Below are 17,673 nucleotides of genomic sequence, written 5' to 3' on the forward strand. Positions count from 1 at the left end.
TTCGATATGGCTAGGCTCGTGGCTGTGACCGCTTGCCCGACCGGGATCGCCCACACCATCATGGCGGCCGAGGCGTTGCGCCGCACCGCCGCGCTCAAGGGCCACACCATCGAGATCGAGACGCAGGGCGCCGAGGGCGTCGGCACCCGGCTCGGCGACGCGGCCATCGGGGCGGCGGACGCGGTCATCGTGGCCGCCGACATCGCCGTGGACGAATCCCGCTTCGCCGGCAAGCCGATCCTGCGCACCTCCACCGCCCGCGCCATCCGCGAGACCGGCCACGTCCTGGACGAGGCGGTGGCCCACGCCCCGGCAATCGCCCAGCCAGCCCCGGCACCAGCGGCTCCCCCTCCCCCGGCCCCGCCGTCCGGCGGGCTGCTGGTCGCCATCACCGCCTGCCCGACCGGCATCGCCCACACCTTCATGGCCGCCGAGGCGCTGAAGCAGGCGGCGCAGGCCAAGGGTTACCGGATCAAGGTCGAGACGCAGGGCTCGGTCGGCGCCAAGAACGCCCTGACCCCTGAGGAGATAGCCGAGGCCGACGCCGTCATCATCGGCGCCGACACCCACGTCACCACCGAGCGTTTCGCCGGCAAGCGCGTGCTGAAGACCTCGGTGGGCGACGCGCTGAAGCACCCGGACCGCGTCGTCACCGACGCGCTGGCGCTGCCCGCCGCCGCCCCCGGCTACGCCGACACCGTCGCGCAGGCCAAGACGCAGCAGAAGGAAGCGCAGTCCGGCCCCTACAAGCACCTGCTGACCGGTGTCTCGTTCATGCTGCCGTTCGTGGTGGCCGGCGGGCTGATCATCGCGCTGTCCTTCGTCTTCGGCATCGAGGCGTTCAAGGAGAAGGGTACGCTGCCCGCCGTGCTGATGCAGATCGGCGGCGAGGCGGCCTTCGGGCTGATGGTGCCGGTGCTGGCCGGCTACATCGCCTATTCGATCTCCGACCGGCCGGGGCTGGCACCCGGATTCATCGGCGGCATGCTGGCGGCGAAGATCGGCGCCGGCTTCCTGGGCGGCATCGTCGCCGGGTTCCTCGCCGGCTACGTGGCGCGCTGGCTGCGCGACACCATCAAGCTGCCGGTCAACCTGGAGGGGCTGAAGCCGGTGCTGGTCATCCCGCTGCTCGCCACGCTGGTGGTCGGGCTGATGATGATCTACGTGATCGGCACGCCGGTCGCCGCGATCATGGCGGGGCTGACCTCCTTCCTGCAAGGCATGACCGGGGCCAACGCCGTGGCGCTCGGCCTGCTGCTCGGCGGCATGATGGCGCTCGACATGGGCGGGCCGGTCAACAAGGCGGCGTACACCTTCGCGGTCGGCCTGCTGGCCTCCAACACCTTCACGCCCATGGCCGCGGTGATGGCGGCGGGCATGACGCCGCCGCTCGGGCTGGCGCTCGCCACCATGCTGGCGAAGAACCGCTTCACCCTGCAGGAGCAGGAGGCGGGCAAGGCCGCCGGCGTGCTCGGCCTCGCCTTCATCACCGAAGGGGCGATCCCGTTCGCCGCCAAGGACCCGCTGCGCGTCATTCCGGCGTGCATCGCCGGGTCGGCGACGGCCGGGGCGGTGTCGATGTGGTTCGGCTGCGCGTTGCGCGCGCCGCACGGCGGCGTGTTCGTGCTGGCCATCCCCAACGCGGTGGCGCCGCTCGGCCCCTATGTGCTGGCGATCCTCGCCGGCACCGTGGTGACGACGCTGGCGCTGATCGCGCTGAAGCGGCCGGTCGACGTGACGGGCCTGCCGACCTCCGCCGGCACCGCACCCTCACCCAGCGGCGCCGGGGATTGAATGACCGGTGCCGCCGGATTCCCACAGCGCTTCAGCCAGCCGGACAGCCGAGGCGGCGGCGACGCGGCGGCGGTACTTCGGCGTCACGACGGTGGTTTTGACAGCGTTGCACGCTTTGCGGACGGCCTCGGCGAGAGTGGTCGCCGCACTCTGCGACCAGGATTGCCCCTCCAGGCCGTCGAGGCCAGCTACGGCAACCGGTGCCGAGGCGACGCCGGTCAGCGCCACCCGCAATCCGGCCAACCGGCCGCCCTCGCGACGCAGCGCGATGGCGACGCCGGCCAGCGGGAAATCGACGGAGTCGCGGATCCGCACCTTGGCGTAACCGGCGACGAACCCGCCCGGCGGCGGCACGTGGACGGCGGTGACGATCTCCCCCGGATGCAGCATCAGGTGCGCGCGCCCCTCCTCGCGGTAGAAGTCGGCCAACGGAAGGCGGCGCGCCCCCCCGGTCCCCTGCACCTCCACCTCGGCGCCGAGCACCATCAGCGCCGGCGCCACGTCGCCAGCGTACACGGCGTAACAGCGCTCGCTTTTCTTGACCACGTGGCAGACCTCGCCCCGCAGCTTCAGGCAATAGCCGTTGCCCGCGCGCCACCAGTCGCTCTGATTGATGAACACACAGCGCGTCTCCTGGCACAGGTTGCCGCCCAGCGTCGCCGCCTCGCGATGGGTCGGCCCGGCAACCGACTCCGCGGCCTGCGCCAGCGCCGGCCAGCCCTCGCGAACCCGTGAGTCCTCGGCGATCCGCGCCAGGCTGGCGGTGGCGCCGAGCCGCAGGCCGCCATCGCCGGCCTCCAGCCCGTCGAGCCCGGCCACTGACGACAGGTCGACCAGCGCCGCGGGCTCGCCCATGCCGCGGCGCAGGTTGGGCAGCAGATCGGTGCCGCCGCCCAGCGGCCGCCCGCCCGGCGTCGCGTCCAGCGAGGCCAGCGCGTCGGCGACGGAAGCCGGGCGGTGCAGGCGGAACGAAGGCATCAGCGTCATGGCGTCATTCTCCCTTGGCGTCCAGCAGGTCGGCAACGCGGTCCGGCGTCAGCGGCACGGCGCGGGCGCGCACGCCTGCGGCGGCGTGCACGGCGTTCATCAGCGCGGCGATGCTGCCGGCCAGCGGCCCCTCGCTGGCCTCCTTGGCCCCGAACGGGCCGTTGGGGTCGATGCTCTCGACGATGTGCACCTCGATGTCCGGGCTCTCGGCCATGGTCGGCATACGGTAGTCGAGCAGGTTGACGGCGAGCCCGCGGCCCTCGTCCCAGCGTGTCTCCTCCGACAGCGCCTGCCCCAGGCCCATCCACACCGCCCCCTGGGTCTGTCCTTCTACCGCCAGCGGGTTGAGCGCCCGGCCGACGTCGCTGGCGACCCACACCTTGTGCACGCTCACCTTGGCCGTGACAGGATCCACCGAGACCTCCGCCACCACGGCGGCGTAGGAGAATCCCATGGACGCTCCGATGGCGCTGCCGCGGATCGCCTTGTCGCCCTGGAACTCCTTCGGGCAGGTGAAGGTGCCCTTCACCGTGATGGTGCCGGTATCGATCAGCGCCTGCTTCACCACCTCGGAGAAGGACAGGCCGGGGTCCTGCCGGCCGGCGACGCGGAAGGACTCGCCCAGGCACTCGACCTCCTCCGGCGGAACGTCGAGCCTGCGGGCGGCGGCGGCGACCAGGATCGTCTTGAGGTTCTCCGCCGCCTGGATGGCGGCATTGCCGACCATGAAGGTGACGCGCGACGAGTAGCTGCCGTTGTCCTTGGGCGTCAGCGCGCTGTCGGTGCTGACCACGCGCAGCCGGGACCAGTCGCAGCCCAGAACCTCGCCCACCACCTGGGTGACGATGGTGGACGAGCCCTGGCCGATATCCGATGCGCCGGTCAGGATGGTGACGCTGCCATCGAAGTCGAGCTTGAGGTTGATCACCGCGTGCGGCTCGCCGGTCCAGTGCTTCGGCGTCGAGGTGCCGGAGACGAAGTGCGAGCAAGCCATACCCAGCCCGCGCCCCGGCGGCATCCGCTTGCGGCGCTCCTTCCACCCCGACGCCTTCTCGACCCGATCCAGGCACTCGGGCAAGCCGTAGCTCATGACCTTCTGCGCCATCGCCGTGGTCGTGGGCGCGCTCAGCAGGTTGGCGCGGCGGACCGCAAAGGGATCGAGCCCCAGTTCGACGGCCATCTCGTCGAGCAGCGCCTCGAAGGCGGCGCGCATGTCGACCGTGCCGTGGCCGCGCATGGCCCCGCACGGCGGCAGGTTGGCGTAGACCCGCCAGCCGTCGTACTTGACCGCCGGAATATCGTAGAGCCCGTGCAGCAGCGCGCCGGCGTAGAGGATGGTGATGATGCCATAGCCGGCGTAGGCGCCGCCTCGCTGCGTGCACTCGGCCGCACAGGCGGTGAGCCGCCCGTCGCGGGTCATGCCGAGCTTGAGGGTTATCTCCGCCTGCGGCCGGCCGCGGTGGCAGAGGAACGTCTCCTCGCGCGAGAGCAACAGGCGCACTTGGCCGCCCGCCTTGCGGGCCAGCAGGGCGGCGATGATCTCGAAGCCCAGCGCCTCGGTGCGGGCGCCGAAGCCGCCGCCGAGGAACGGCTTGATCACGCGCACGCGCGCGGTGTCCATTTCCAGGCACTGGGCGACGATCAGGTGTACGTAGTAGGGCACCTGTGTGGTGGAATGCAGCGTCAGCCAGCCACGCTCGGGGTCGTACTCGGCGAGCGTGGCGTTCAGCTCGAGGTGCGCGTGGTTGACCTCGGCAAAGCTGAAGCGGCGCTCGCACACGAGGTCGGCGGCGGCGAAGCCGGCGGCGACGTCGCCGAACTCGTTGTGCACCTCGCGCTCGACGTTGCCGGGCCTGTTGTCGTGCAGCGGGACGGCGCCCGGAGCCCGCGCCTTGGCGCTCTCGAAGTAGGCCGGCAGCGGCTCGAGGTCGAGGCGGATCAGCGCCAGCGCCCGGACCGCCGTCTCCTCGTCGATGGCGGCGACCGCCACCACCGGCTCGCCCCGGTAGCGCACCCTGTCGCGGGCGAGCGGGTACTCGTTCTGGGCGATCGGCAGCACGCCGAAGGGAACGGCGCAGTCGGCGCCGGTAATGACGGCGACGACGCCCGGCAGCCGCTCGGCCTCGGCGGTGTCGATACCGCGGATGAGGGCGTGCGGGATCGGACTGCGCAGAATGCGCCCGGCCAGCGCGCCCTGCGCCGGCAGGTCGGCGGTGTACTTGGCGCGGCCGGTGACCTTCTCGATGCCGTCGACCAGCGGCGTCGGCGTGCCGATGCGTTGGGGTCGGGTGAGGACGGTCATGCCATGCCTCCCGGCGCAACGGCCGCCTGGACCGACTCGACGATCTTCACGTATCCGGTGCAGCGGCACAGGTTGCCGGCCAGCGCCTCGCGGATCCGCTCGGCCGTAGGGTCGGGGTCACGGCGCAGCAGGGCTTCGGCGGCCATGATCATCCCCGGCGTACAGAAGCCGCATTGGGTCCCGAGCTTCTCGTGGAACGTCTGCTGGAGGCGGCTCATGCGGCCATTGCGCGCCAGCCCCTCGATGGTTTCGACGCGGCGGCCGGCCACCTGATGGGCCAGCGTCGAGCAGGCGAGCCTCGGCCGGTCGTCGACCAGAACGGTGCAGGCGCCGCATTCGCCGCCGTCACAGCCCTGCTTGGTGCCGGTCAGCCCGGCGACCTCGCGCAGGTAGTCCACGAGCAGCATGGTGTCAGCCACCAGATCCTGCCTGGAGCGGCCGTTGAGAGTGAGTCCGAGAACCGATTCCACGCGCTGTCCTCCCTCAGCAGACCGGCAAAGGCTGAGGCGCTTCCGGTCGGACACATTGTTGGTCATACGTACAGTTAAGCGCAATGGTATTTTGGTGCTGGAATGCTGTTTTTCGGCGATTGCGCTCCCGGTCCGGTGTACGTGCGCCGTGCGCCGTGCGCCGGCAGCGCCAGGATCAGCGCGTCCTTTCTCCGAACTCAGGCGGCGGCGATTGCGGCTATGAAATGAGACGGGGCGGAACCGCAAGGTTCCACCCCGTTTTCTGAAGAAGTACGGCCCCAGGGGCGCGCCGCTGCACGTTGCCGACCCGGCGCCCCCGGTTCATCGGCTCACTTGCCGATGATGACCTCGGAGGACTTGATGATGGCGACGACGCTGTCGCCTTTCGCAAGCCCCAGGTCCTCGATGGTCTCCGTGGTCACCGTCGAGGTGATGGTGTTGCCGCCGCCCACGTCGATCTTCACCTTGGCCGAAATCGGTCCCTTGTCGACAGAGATGACGGTGCCCTTCAGCTGATTGCGAGCGCTGAGCTTCATGATGGATTCTCCTGTGAATGGCACGGCGCCGCAAAGGGCAAGCGCCGCGTGAGGCGGCAATCGACAGAACCCCACAAACGAAATCCTCAGATCAACCTTCAATTCTTAAAGCAAGCACGCAATGCATTCCACATTCAGACGATTCAAAGGGTATTCTGCGTAAAAAATAGGCGCGCCATAATTGCCAATTACCCCAGATCATCTCCCACATCGCCGGCCTGCCGATACCGTTTCTTTGCATTGGCAGTGCCACACCACGTTCATGGAGAGAATACAGGGTTCCCTCTCGCCGTCAATCGCGTTATATAGTCGTGATACATATCACCTTGACCGAGGGCCGGTCATGTCCGTTCGTGCACAGGTTTCCTTCGCTGGTCCCAACGCGTCGCCCCTGGGCGCGGAGCGCATCCGCCTGCTGGAGGCGGTGGCGCGCGAGGGTAGCATCTCCGCCGCGGCGCGGGCGATGGGCGTCACCTACAAGGCGGCCTGGGATGCCATCGACGCCATGAACAACCTGTTCGGCCGCCCGCTGGTGGCGGGGCAGACCGGCGGGAAACGCGGCGGCGGCGCCACCCTCACGCCGGAGGGCGTGCGGCTGATCGAGACGTTCCACCGGCTGGAGGGGGAACTGGCGCGCGCCTTCGGCGCGCTGGAGCCGGACCTGACCGGCACCGGCGTGTCCGCGGCCAACCTGATGTGGGGATTCTTCATGCGCACCAGTGCACGCAACGCGCTGCGCGGCACCATCACGGCCATCGCCGACGGGGCGGTGAACACCGAGGTCGCGCTGGCCGTGTCCGAAGGCACGACGCTGACCGCCGTCATCACCCGCGACAGCGTGCGCGACCTGGGCCTGTTTCCGGGACGCGAGGCGACGGCGCTGATCAAGGCTCCCTTCGTCATCCTCGCGCCGGTGGACGAGGCGCGCCGGACGTCGGTGCGAAACCGCATCGAGGGCATCGTTGCCCGGCGCGAGGACGGCGCGGTCAACACCGAAATCACCCTCGACATCGGCGGCGGCAAGACGCTGACCGCCATCATCACCCTGCACAGCGCCGACGAATTGGGCTTTGCGGCCGGCCAGCCCGCCTGCGCGCTGATCGACGCGTCGCACATCATCCTCGCCGTCGATTGAAGAGAGGAGTTCAAGAATGAAGACGCTTCTGCTCGCCACCGTCCTGCTGCTGTCCGCCGTCGGTGCGGCCGATGCCGCCGAGACCAACGTCGCGGTGGCCGCCAACTTCACCGAGCCGGCCAAGGAGATCGCCAAGGCGTTCACCGCGAAGACCGGCCACACGGCGGTCTTGAGCTTCGGCGCCACCGGGCAGTTCTATGCGCAGATCAAGCAGGACGCGCCTTTCACCGTGCTGCTGGCGGCCGACGACGAGACGCCGAAGAAGGCGGTGGAGGAAGGGCTGGCGGAGACCTCCTCCCGCTTCACCTACGCCATCGGGCGCCTCGTGCTGTGGAGCAAGGACCCCGCCAAGGTCGGCGGCGAGGAGACGTTGAGGAAAGCGGCTTTCGAGAAGGTCGCCATCGCCAATCCGGCCGTCGCCCCTTACGGCGCCGCCGCCGTGCAGGCGATGAAGAAGCTGGGTGTGTACGACGCCCTCCAGCCGAAGCTGGTGCAGGGCAACACCATCGCCCAAGCCTACCAGTTCGTCGAAACCGGCAACGCCGAGGTCGGCTTCGTCGCGCTCTCGCAGGTCATCGCAAAGAACGAGGGGTCGCGCTGGCCGGTGCCGGATCTGCTGCACGACCCCATTCGCCAGGACGCCGTGCTGCTGAAGAAGGGGGCGTCCGACGAGGCCGCCAAGGCATTCCTCGCCTTCCTCAAGGGGCCGGAGGCCGGCGCGGTGATCGCCAAGTACGGCTACGGCACGGCGGCGACCAACTGACGCCCGCCAAAGGGACGACCGGCCGATGATCTGGCAGCCGATCCTGCTGACCCTGCAACTGGCGACGCTCGCCACGGCGATTCTGCTGCTCGTCGGCACGCCGCTGGCGTGGTGGCTGGCGCGGTCCGGTGCGTGGTGGAAGGAGGCGGTGGCCACCGTGGTGGCGCTGCCGCTGGTGCTGCCGCCCACCGTGCTGGGCTTCTATCTGCTGATGCTGCTGGGGCCGAACGGACCGGGCGGCTGGCTGGCGTCGCTGTGGGGCGCGCGCTCGCTCGCCTTCACGTTCGAGGGGCTGCTGATCGGTTCGGTCCTCTACTCCATGCCCTTCGTGGTGCAGCCGATCCGCAACGCCTTCGAGGCGTTCGGCGACCGGCCGCTGGAGGCGGCGGCGACGTTGCGCGCCTCGCCGCTCGATACTTTCTTCACCGTCGCCGTGCCGCTGGCGCGACGCGGTTTCCTCACCGGGGCGGTGCTGGGCTTCGCCCACACCATGGGCGAGTTCGGCGTGGTGCTGATGATCGGCGGCAACATCCCCGGCAAGACCCGCGTGCTCTCGGTGGCCATCCTTGATTACGTCGAGACGCTGCAATGGGCGCAAGCGCATCTGCTGGCCGGCGGCATGCTGGCGTTCTCCTTCACCGTGATCCTGGTGATGATGATGCTGGAAAAGCGCATCGGGCGGGCGAAGCGGTGACGGGCGGCATGGAGGCGCGCTTTCGCGGCACCCTCGGTTCCTTCGCGCTCGACGTGGCGTTCGAGGCGCCGGCGCGCGGCGTCACCGCGCTGTTCGGCCCATCGGGGTGCGGCAAGACCACGGTGCTGCGTTGCGTCGCCGGGCTCCAGAAGCTGGATGGCTGCTTCGTGCTGGACGGCGAAATCTGGCAGGACGGCGACCGTTTCCGGCCGACGCACCAGCGGCCGATGGGCTACGTCTTCCAGGAGGCGAGCCTGTTTCCGCATCTGTCCGTGCGCGCCAACCTGCTCTACGGCCACCGCCGCACGGTCGGGCGCGGCGTGCCGGAGACCATCCGCGTCGACGAGGTGATCGAGCTGCTGGGCCTCGGCCGCCTGTTCGACCGCGACCCGCAGCACCTCTCGGGCGGCGAGCGCCAGCGCGTCGCGGTGGGGCGGGCGCTGCTGTCGCAGCCCAAGCTGCTGTTGATGGACGAGCCGCTGGCCGCCCTGGACCGCTTCAGCAAGGACGAGATCCTACCCTACCTGGAACGGCTGCACGACGCGCTGTCGGTGCCGGTGCTCTACGTCAGCCACGACATCGCCGAGGTCGAGCGGCTGGCCGACCATCTGGTGCTGCTGCGCGACGGCCGGGTGGAGGCCGCCGGACCGATGCAGGAGTTGCAGGCCGACCCGACGCTGCCCATCGCCCGCATGCCGGAGGCCGGCGTGACGCTGCCGGCGCTGGTCGAGGGGCACGAGCCGGCCTACGGCCTGACCGCGCTGTCGCTGGCCGGCGGGCGGCTGCTGGTGCCGGGCGACCTCGGCCCGGTGGGGGCGGGACGCCGGGTGCGCATCGCCGCATCCGACGTCAGTCTGGCCCGCCATCCGCCGCTGGACAGCACGATCCTCAACGTCCTGCCCGGCCGCGTGACCGCCGCCGAACCGCAGGACGGCGTCCAGGTAATGGCTGTGGTGGCGCTCGGCGAGGACGGACGCGGCGCCCGCATGCTGGCCCGTGTCACGCGCAAGTCCTGGGATTTTCTCGGCTTGGCGCCGGACCAGCCGGTGTTCGTGCAGATCAAGGGCGTCGCCCTGATTCACCAGGAGGCGCCGGCCGCCTGAGCCGGCCCGTTGCCTCCTCCTTATTCGCAACCTTCGCAAAGCCACCTCTCGCCCAGCGCATTCCCTCGCAAGTTCACATGATTTCTCGGGCCGGGCCCTTGCGAATTGGCGAAGGTTGCGAATAATGCGTTTAAGCACGGGCGCACCGCGTTGCGAGGGCCTTCGCAAGCCGCCCAGTTCAGTTCGACGGACGAGGTTTTCTCCATGCACACGCTCATCGACGGCTTTCGGACGTTCCGCGCGACGGCGTTCCAGGACCACAAGGAGCGTTATCGCCAGCTCTCCCTCGCCGGGCAGAGCCCGCGCACGGCGGTGATCGCCTGCTGTGACTCGCGGGTCGATCCGCAGCTGATCTTCTCGGCGGCGCCGGGCGACCTGTTCGTCATCCGCAACGTCGCCAACCTCGTGCCGCCCTACGCGCCCAGCGCCGACTACCACGGCACCAGCGCCGCGCTGGAGTTCGCCGTCCGGCAACTGGACGTGCGGGAGATCATCGTCATGGGCCACACGCAGTGCGGCGGCGTGCGGTCGCTGCTGGAGCGCGCCGCCGACAACGGCGACTTCATCGGCTCGTGGATGTCCATCGCCGGGTCCGTGCGCGACCGCGTTCTGGCTGACGGCACGGCCGGCACCGACGAGGCGCGCGCGGCGGCCGAGCGTGAGGTCATCCGCCAGTCGCTCGCCAATTTGATGACGTTCCCGTGGATCTGCGACCGGGTTGCGGCCGGAACCCTGGCGCTGCACGGCTGCCTGTTCGACGTCGGCGCCGCCGACCTGCTACTGCACGACCCCGCCACCGGCACCTTCCGCTCCCTCGGCGCCGCCGATACGCAGTCGACCGCCGCGTAAGGCGCCACGCCCGGATTGACGAGCCGCACCCGGACAAGGCATCAGTCTGCGCTCCGAAGGAGGAGTCCCGCCATGGCCCGTGCCATACAGTACGACCGGTTCGGCGAGCCGGCGGAGGTGCTGCGGCTGCTCGACACACCGGACGCGCAGCCCGCCGCGGGCGAGTTGCTGGTGCGCATGACCGCCCGCTCCATCAACCCCTCGGACCTGCTGACCATCCGCGGCACCTACGCCAAGCACACGCCACTGCCCGCCACGCCGGGCTGGGAGGGGGTCGGCACGGTGCTCGCCGCCGGTCCCGGCGCGCCGGTGGAACTGGTCGGCCGGCGCGTGCTGCCGCTGCGCGGTGCCGGCACATGGCAGGCGCTGGTGACGGCGCCCGCCGAATGGGCGGTGCCGGTGCCGGATGCGGTTCCCGACACGGCCGCCGCCCAGCTCTACATCAATCCCATCGCCGTCTGGCTGATGCTGACGGAGGAATTGCGGCTGGCACCGGGCAGCGTCCTGCTGGTCAACGCCGCCGGTTCCGCCTGCGGGCGCATCGCCGCCCAGCTCTGCCGCGAACTGGACGTGCGCATGGTCGGCATCGTGCGCAGTGGCGTCTACACGCAAGAGCTTATGGCGCTCGGCGCCACCGCCGTGGTGGACACGACGCGCGAGCCGCTCGGCCCCGTGCTCGCCCGCCTCGGCGCAGCGCAGGGGGCGGCGGCGGGCCTGGACGCCATCGGCGGCGCGGATGGTGCGGCGCTGCTCGACCACCTCGCCCCCGGCGGGGTGCTGCTGTCCTACGGCCTGCTGTCGGGAGCGCTGCTGCGCCCGGACCCGGCGGACCTCGCGCGCCGGGGGGTGAGCGTGCGCGACTACTGGCTGCGCCGCTGGGTTGACCGCTGCTCGGCCGGGGAGTGGCGCGCCGCGTTCGGCGCGGTCATCGACCGGGTGAGCGACGGCCGGCTTGCGCTGCCGGTCGCGGCCACCTACGACCTTGCCGACATCGCCCCGGCCGTGCGCGCCGCCGAGGCGTCGGGGCGCACCGGCAAGGTTCTGCTGGTCGGTTGAGGAGGAGAGCCCGGTGATCGAGTTGCGGAACGTCCGGCACCGGTTCGGCGAGCGCGAGGTGCTCCGCGGCATCGACCTGTCGCTGGCCGAGCGCCGCGTCGCGGTGGTCGGCAGCAACGGCTCGGGCAAGAGCACGCTGGCGCGCCTGCTCAACGGCTTGCTGGTGCCGAGCGAGGGAACGGTGCTGGTGGACGGCATCGACACGCGCCGCGACGGCAAGGCGGTGCGGCGCCGGGTCGGCTTCGTCTTCCAGGACCCCGACATGCAGATCGTCTACCCGACGGTCGAGGAGGACATCGCCTTCGGCCTGAAGAACCTCCGCCTGCCGCGCGACGAGATCACCCGCCGCGTCGACGCGGCCCTGGCGCGCTTCGGCCTGACCGGGCACCGCACATGGCCGGCGCACCTGCTGAGCGGCGGCCAGAAGCAGTTGCTGGCCATCGCGTCCGTGCTGGTGCTGGAACCCGCCTATGTGGTCTTCGACGAGCCGACGACGCTGCTCGACCTGCGCAACCGCCGCCACATCGGCCGGGTGATCCGCGATTTGCCGGAGACCGCCATTTTGGTGTCGCACGACCTCGACCTCGTCGCCGAGGCCGACCGGGTCATCGTGCTGGACGAGGGCCGGGTGGTGGCCGACGACGCCCCTTCCCCGGCGCTCGCCGCCTATGTCGAGCGGATGGGCTGATGCTGGGCCTGTACATCCATCGCGATTCACCGCTTCACGCGCTGCCCGCGGGGTGGAAGCTGGTCGCGCTGGCGGCGACGGCGACGGCGGCGTTCTTCGTCTCCGACCCCGCCTTGCTGGGCGCGGCGCTGGCGGCCTGTCTGGCGCTGTTCGCGCTGGCGCGGCTGCCGCTGGGCGCGGTGACCGACCAGCTCCGCCCACTGTTGCCGGTGCTGGCGCTGTTCTTCGCCGTGCAGGCGATCTTCGTCGATTGGCAGACCGGAGCGGTGATGGTCGGCCGCTTCACCCTGCTGGTTCTGCTGGCCAGTCTGGTGACGCTGACCACGCGCGCCTCGGACATGATCGACACGCTGGAACGCGCGCTGGGCGTGCTACGTCCGCTGGGCGTAAACGCCGGCAAGCTCAGCCTGATGCTGGCGCTGACCATCCGGCTGATCCCGGTGCTGCTGGGGCTGGTGCAGGAGATCCGCATGGCGCAACGTGCCCGCGGGGTGGAACGCAGCGCGCTGGCGCTGCTGGTACCGCTCATGGTGAAGACGTTGCGCATGGCCGACCATCTGACCGAGGCGCTGGAAGCTCGCGGCTACGACCCGCGATGAAATGTTTCGTGAAACAGTGAGAGCACCCATGGTGGACACCCGCGACATCGTCCATTGCGCCCTGTTCGCCGCCGTCGTGGCGGCGCTGGGGCTGCTGCCGCCCATCCCCCTGGCGTTCATTCCCGTGCCGATCACCGCGCAGTCGCTGGGCGTGATGCTGGCCGGCACCATGCTGGGCGCCCGGCGCGGCGGGCTGGCGCTGACGCTGTTCCTGCTGCTGGTTGCGGCCGGGTTGCCGCTGCTGGCCGGCGGACGCGGCGGATTCGGCGTCTTCCTCGGGCCGACCGGCGGCTTCGTGCTCGGCTTCGCGCTGGGCGCCGCCGTCATCGGCTGGCTGGCCGAACGCCTGCCGCGCAGCGGCAGCGTGCCGTCGCTGTTCATCGCCTGCGTGATCGGCGGCATTGGCGTCGTCTATCTGCTGGGCGTGCCCTGGCTGGTGCTGGTCGGCGGCCTGCCGGTGGAGAAGGCGGTCGGCGGCTCGCTCGCCTTCATCCCTGGCGACCTGATCAAGGCCGGCATCGCCGCCTTCGTCACCGCCGCGGTGCGGCGCGGCTACCCAGCGCTGGCCGTCCGCTGATGTCCTTCGCCGCCCCCTTCCTCGCCCACGCCGCACGCCGGCCCGACCGGCCGGCGCTGTGGATCGGCGACGCCCCGGTGAGCTTCGGCAGCCTTGCCGATGGCGCGCAGCGGGTGGCGGCGGGGGTGGGGGCGGGGCAGCGCATCGGCTTGCTCCTGGGCAACGGGCCGGCGTTTCTGGAACTGTTCCTCGGCACGGTGCTGGCCGGCGGCGTCGCCGTCGTGCTCGACCCGAAATGGAGCGCGCCGCAGAGGGCATCCGTGCTGGAGGACACGCCCCTCGACCGGCTGTTCGCCGACCCGGCCCTGCTTGGCGGCCAAGCCCTGCCGGCCGGCGTGCCCCTGGTGTCCACGGACGGTTTCGCGGCGTGGAAGGCGGCGCACCCGCCCGCCCAGCCGGCACCGGTGCCGGCGGACCGGCCGTTCCTGATCGGCTTCACCTCGGGCACCACCGGGCGCCCCAAAGCCTTCACCCGCGACCAGGGCTCGTGGAGCGCCACGCTAGAGGCAGGCTGGGCCGAGTTCGGCGTCACCGCCGACGACCGCATCCTCGTGCCCGGACCGCTGGTGCACGGCCTGGGCCTGTACGGCGCGGTGGAGGGGTTGACCGCCGGGGCCTGTGTCCACCTGCTGCCCGCCTTCGACGCCACGGCCGCCGCCGACCGGCTGCTGGAGCATCAACTGACCGCCATCGTCGCGGTACCGACCATGCTGGTGGCGCTGGGGCGCGAGGCGGCGGCGCGCTCGCTGCGGTTCCCCGACGTGCGGCGGGTGGTATCGGCCGGCTCCAAGCTCTCCCCGGCGCTGCGCGACGAGGTGGCGGCGGTGTTCCCCGCGGCCGACACCTTCGAATATTACGGCGCCTCGGAGCTGAGCTTCGTCAGCCTTGCCTCGTCGCGCGAGGGCTGCCCGCCGGACTCCGTTGGCCGGCCGTTCCGCGGCGTGGACCTGTCGCTGCGCCGCGACGATGGCGCCCCCGCGGCCCCCGGCGAGACCGGCTTGGTGTACGTGCGCAGCGCCATGCTCAGCGCCGGTTATCTGGGCGGGCACGACGGCGCCGGCTTCCGCATAGCTGAAGGCGGTTGGGCCACGGTCGGCGACCGCGGCTGGCTGGACGAGCGCGGCTTCCTGCACCTGATCGGGCGGGAGGGCGACATGCTGATCTCCGGCGGCCTCAACATCTACCCGGCCGAGGTCGAGGCGGCGCTGAAGGCCGCCCCGGAGATCGAGGAGGCGCACGTCTTCGGCCGCCCCGACCCGTACTGGGGGCACGAGGTGTGCGCCGTGCTGCGCTGGCGCGGCGCGCGGCGCCTGGACGCCGCGGAACTGCGCGTCTGGTGCCGCGGCCGGCTCGACGCGCACAAGTGCCCGCGCCATTTCTACGCCGCCGCCGAACTGCCGTTGACCTCCAGCGGCAAAATCGCCGTCGCCACGCTGCGCGCCTGGGCCGCGTCCGGCGACCCCCGCGTCGAGGAGATCGCATGAGCCGCCAACGCGCCGTCATCGTCGCCGCTCGCCGCACGCCCATCGGCCGCATCGGCGGCAGCCTGCGGGATCTGCCCGTCGCGGCGCTGGCGGCGCCAGTCATCCGCGCCGTGCTGGCCGACGCCGGACTGGACCCGGCGGAGGTGGACGACGTCCTGCTGGGCAACGCCGTCGGGCCGGGCGGCAACGTGGCGCGGCTGTCGGCGCTGGCCGCCGGACTGCCGATGCAGGTGCCGGGCGTCACCGTGGACCGCCAGTGCGGCTCCGGGCTGGAGGCGATCAACCTCGCCGCCCGGCTGATCGAGTCCGGCGCCGGGGAAATCTTCCTGGCCGGTGGGGTGGAGAGCACCAGCACCGCCCCCTGGCGCGTCGCCAAGCCGGCCAGCCTGTACAGCACCCCCACCTTCTTCGACCGCGCGGCCTTCGCGCCCGACGCCATCGGCGACCCGGAGATGGGTGTGGCGGCGGAAAACGTCGCGCGCGCCTACGGCATCACCCGCGAGCGGCAGGACGCCTTCGCGCTGTCCAGCCATCGCAAGGCGGTGGCGGCGCAGGCCGCCGGCCGCTTCACCCGCGAGATCGGGCCGCTGACGCTGCCGGACGGCCTGGTGGTGGAGCGCGACGAGTGCCCGCGCCCCGACACCAATCTGGACAAGCTGGCCCGCTTGGCCCCGGCCTTCGTGCCCGGCGGCACGGTGACCGCCGGCAATGCCTGCCCGGTCAACGACGGGGCGGCGGTGGTCGCATTGGTGTCGGAACGGCGATTCGCCGCTATGGGCGGGGCGCGCGGCTTGGTTGTGCTGGATTCGGCCGCCGCCGGCGTCGATCCCAACCTGCTGGGCACCGGCCCGATCCCCGCCGTCCGCCGCCTGCTGGCGCGCCAGCCGAACCTCACGCTGGACCAAATCGATCTGGTGGAGTTCAACGAGGCCTTCGCCGCCCAGGTGCTGGCCTGCCTCGACACGCTCGGCATTCCCGAGGAGCGGGTCAGCGTCGGCGGCGGCGCGCTGGCGCTCGGCCATCCCTACGGGGCGTCCGGCGGCGTCCTGGTGACGCGCCTGTTCAGCGACCTTCGCCCCGGTCGGCGCGGCCTCGCCACGCTCGGTATCGGCGGCGGCATTGGGCTGGCGACGCTGGTCGAGGCGGTGTAGTCGGCTTCCTGTGTGGCTTTCCGGCATCAGTGCCGATGTTATTGCAACAAGGCGGTCGATCTCACGCCACGCCCGGCGGCCAATACACTAAATAAAGTGCATTGCAGCATCGTTTCCGCCGAGACCGTCATGCAGCCGTTCCTTCACTCGCTTCAGCGCGATTGGGCCACCTGGAGCCGCCTTGAGCGCATCGTGGCGCTGGCACTCCTCGTCGCGGCACCGCTGGCTGCGGCCGTGACCATCGCGCTCGGCGCCTGACCGGCCGTTACATCGCGATCAGCAGCTTGCCGGCGACGGCCGCCAGGGTGGTGGCGAGGATCGGGCGCAGCACGCGGTCCGGCACGCGGGCCGAGGCGAGGCTGCCGATGCCAATGCCCGGCAGCGACCCCAGCAGCAAAGACACCAGCAGCGGCCAGCTCACCGAGCCCAGCATCCAGTGACCGACGCCGGCGATCAGCGTCAGCAACACCGCGTGCGCGATGTCGGAGCCGACGATCCGGGCGGTCGGAAGGTTGGGGTACAGCAGCAGCAGCATGGTGATGCCGATGGCGCCGGCACCGATCGACGACAGCGACACCAGCACGCCCAGTACGGCCCCGCCCAGCGCGGTGAGGACGGCCGTGCGGCGCCGGCTGCGATTTTGCTGATGGTGATGGGCGTAGTCCTGGATCGTCCGGCGCAGGAGCAGCGACAAGGCCGTCAGGACGAGCGTCACCCCGAGCACGGCCGAAACCAGCCGGGACGTGCCCTCCGCGTTGATGCCGAACTGATGGAGGATCGCCAGCGTCAGCACCGTCGCCGGCACGCTGCCGGCCGCCAGCCATGCGGTGACCGGCCAATCGACGGTGCCGTTCAGGCTGTGGACCACGGTGCCGCCGGCCTTGGTGATGGACGCGTAGAGCAGGTCGGTTCCCACCGCCGTCGCCGGATTGATGCCGAACACCAACATGAGCAGCGGCGTCATCAGCGAACCGCCTCCCACCCCGGTCAGGCCGACCAGCACGCCGACCACGAATCCGGACACCGAATAGAGCGGGTTGATGGAATCAAGGAAACTCACTCGTCCTCACAGTCCTGGCGTCGCGTCATCCGGCTTCCCTTGGCGGGAAGCGTGAGCGTCGCGCACATCACGCCCAGGCGCAACGGTGAGTTTCGTCCGGTCCGGCCGCACGACGGCTAAATACCGAAGGCGCTTGATGTCTTCCATCAAGCGCCTTCGGTTCAACCCGGCAGCATGATACGGCCGAGAGAAAGTCTTGACACGACATGTGGTTCGACCGATAAAGTGAGATTCGGCGCCCGCACAATTCCACGCTGGCCGGAGTCCTTTCGGCTCATAATCAGAGATCCGTTAACCCGAAAAACTGAGAGTCTTCTCTGATTGGGGTTACGGGGTCAAGGCCGGATAGCGTGCCTGCTCTTCGATAATGTCGGCTGGTATCGCGTGTGCCCTTATCCCTTTGTTCGACCGGTTCAGACCATCCC

18 protein-coding genes are annotated in these 17,673 nt (G+C 70.6%); 13 read left to right on the forward strand and 5 right to left on the reverse strand.

The window, feature by feature from the left end:
* The first annotated feature begins 6 nt into the window (after positions 1-6).
* Positions 7-1,794, forward strand: coding sequence for a PTS fructose-like transporter subunit IIB (locus ACSVDD_RS16480; RefSeq protein ID WP_448190459.1), 1,788 nt, complete (start codon positions 7-9; stop codon positions 1,792-1,794).
* Here the strand turns inward: ACSVDD_RS16480 and hcrB are convergent.
* The 4 genes from hcrB to ACSVDD_RS16500 form a co-directional block, all read right to left on the reverse strand.
* Positions 1,771-2,781, reverse strand: a complete 1,011-nt coding sequence (gene hcrB / locus ACSVDD_RS16485; protein WP_448190460.1) for a 4-hydroxybenzoyl-CoA reductase subunit beta — start codon at positions 2,779-2,781, stop codon at positions 1,771-1,773. The two genes, ACSVDD_RS16480 and hcrB, sit on opposite strands and share 24 nt — an antisense overlap.
* Before the next feature lie 4 nt (positions 2,782-2,785).
* Complete coding sequence (gene hcrA, locus ACSVDD_RS16490) at positions 2,786-5,083, reverse strand: 4-hydroxybenzoyl-CoA reductase subunit alpha (RefSeq protein ID WP_448190461.1); 2,298 nt, start codon at positions 5,081-5,083, stop codon at positions 2,786-2,788.
* Positions 5,080-5,553 (reverse strand): 4-hydroxybenzoyl-CoA reductase subunit gamma, encoded by a 474-nt coding sequence (gene hcrC / locus ACSVDD_RS16495; RefSeq protein WP_448190462.1) that lies wholly within the window; start codon positions 5,551-5,553, stop codon positions 5,080-5,082. The genes hcrA and hcrC overlap by 4 nt, the downstream gene beginning before the upstream one ends.
* Before the next feature lie 329 nt (positions 5,554-5,882).
* On the reverse strand, positions 5,883-6,089 hold the full coding sequence (locus ACSVDD_RS16500; protein WP_448190463.1) for a TOBE domain-containing protein: 207 nt from the start codon (positions 6,087-6,089) through the stop codon (positions 5,883-5,885).
* 343 nt (positions 6,090-6,432) lie between these two features.
* Between ACSVDD_RS16500 and ACSVDD_RS16505 the strand changes: the two genes are divergently transcribed.
* The 12 genes from ACSVDD_RS16505 (at position 6,433) to ACSVDD_RS16560 (ending at position 16,446) form a co-directional block, all read left to right on the forward strand.
* Positions 6,433-7,224, forward strand: coding sequence for a TOBE domain-containing protein (locus ACSVDD_RS16505; protein ID WP_448190464.1), 792 nt, complete (start codon positions 6,433-6,435; stop codon positions 7,222-7,224).
* Positions 7,225-7,240: 16 nt separating this feature from the next.
* Positions 7,241-7,987, forward strand: coding sequence for a molybdate ABC transporter substrate-binding protein (modA, locus tag ACSVDD_RS16510; protein ID WP_448190465.1), 747 nt, complete (start codon positions 7,241-7,243; stop codon positions 7,985-7,987).
* 25 nt (positions 7,988-8,012) lie between these two features.
* Positions 8,013-8,681, forward strand: a complete 669-nt coding sequence (modB, locus tag ACSVDD_RS16515; RefSeq protein ID WP_448190466.1) for a molybdate ABC transporter permease subunit — start codon at positions 8,013-8,015, stop codon at positions 8,679-8,681.
* Positions 8,682-8,689: 8 nt separating this feature from the next.
* On the forward strand, positions 8,690-9,784 hold the full coding sequence (gene modC, locus ACSVDD_RS16520; protein WP_448190467.1) for a molybdenum ABC transporter ATP-binding protein: 1,095 nt from the start codon (positions 8,690-8,692) through the stop codon (positions 9,782-9,784).
* A gap of 204 nt (positions 9,785-9,988) precedes the next feature.
* Positions 9,989-10,633, forward strand: a complete 645-nt coding sequence (locus ACSVDD_RS16525; RefSeq protein WP_448190468.1) for a carbonic anhydrase — start codon at positions 9,989-9,991, stop codon at positions 10,631-10,633.
* 72 nt (positions 10,634-10,705) lie between these two features.
* Positions 10,706-11,689 carry a zinc-dependent alcohol dehydrogenase family protein gene (locus ACSVDD_RS16530; protein WP_448190469.1) on the forward strand — a complete coding sequence of 328 codons (984 nt, stop codon included), beginning with the start codon at positions 10,706-10,708 and terminating at the stop codon, positions 11,687-11,689.
* A gap of 13 nt (positions 11,690-11,702) precedes the next feature.
* Positions 11,703-12,377, forward strand: coding sequence for an energy-coupling factor ABC transporter ATP-binding protein (locus ACSVDD_RS16535; protein WP_448190470.1), 675 nt, complete (start codon positions 11,703-11,705; stop codon positions 12,375-12,377).
* Entirely contained in the window at positions 12,377-12,976 is a 600-nt protein-coding gene (locus tag ACSVDD_RS16540) for an energy-coupling factor transporter transmembrane component T family protein (protein ID WP_448190471.1), read from the forward strand. The genes ACSVDD_RS16535 and ACSVDD_RS16540 overlap by 1 nt, the downstream gene beginning before the upstream one ends.
* 28 nt (positions 12,977-13,004) lie before the next feature.
* A complete protein-coding gene (locus tag ACSVDD_RS16545) occupies positions 13,005-13,553 on the forward strand; it encodes a biotin transporter BioY (protein ID WP_448190472.1) in 549 nt (182 codons plus the stop codon).
* Positions 13,553-15,037, forward strand: a complete 1,485-nt coding sequence (locus tag ACSVDD_RS16550; protein ID WP_448190473.1) for an AMP-binding protein — start codon at positions 13,553-13,555, stop codon at positions 15,035-15,037. Before ACSVDD_RS16545 ends, ACSVDD_RS16550 begins: the two co-directional genes overlap by 1 nt.
* Entirely contained in the window at positions 15,034-16,188 is a 1,155-nt protein-coding gene (locus ACSVDD_RS16555) for a thiolase family protein (protein WP_448190474.1), read from the forward strand. The genes ACSVDD_RS16550 and ACSVDD_RS16555 overlap by 4 nt, the downstream gene beginning before the upstream one ends.
* Before the next feature lie 129 nt (positions 16,189-16,317).
* Positions 16,318-16,446 carry a hypothetical protein gene (locus ACSVDD_RS16560; protein WP_448190475.1) on the forward strand — a complete coding sequence of 43 codons (129 nt, stop codon included), beginning with the start codon at positions 16,318-16,320 and terminating at the stop codon, positions 16,444-16,446.
* Positions 16,447-16,453: 7 nt separating this feature from the next.
* On the opposite strand, the gene ACSVDD_RS16565 is transcribed toward ACSVDD_RS16560, so the two are convergent.
* Positions 16,454-17,248: a sulfite exporter TauE/SafE family protein gene (locus ACSVDD_RS16565; RefSeq protein WP_448190476.1), complete on the reverse strand. Its 795-nt coding sequence runs from the start codon at positions 17,246-17,248 to the stop codon at positions 16,454-16,456.
* Positions 17,249-17,673: the final 425 nt, after the last annotated feature.

This window comes from Azospirillum terrae (assembly GCF_053470425.1).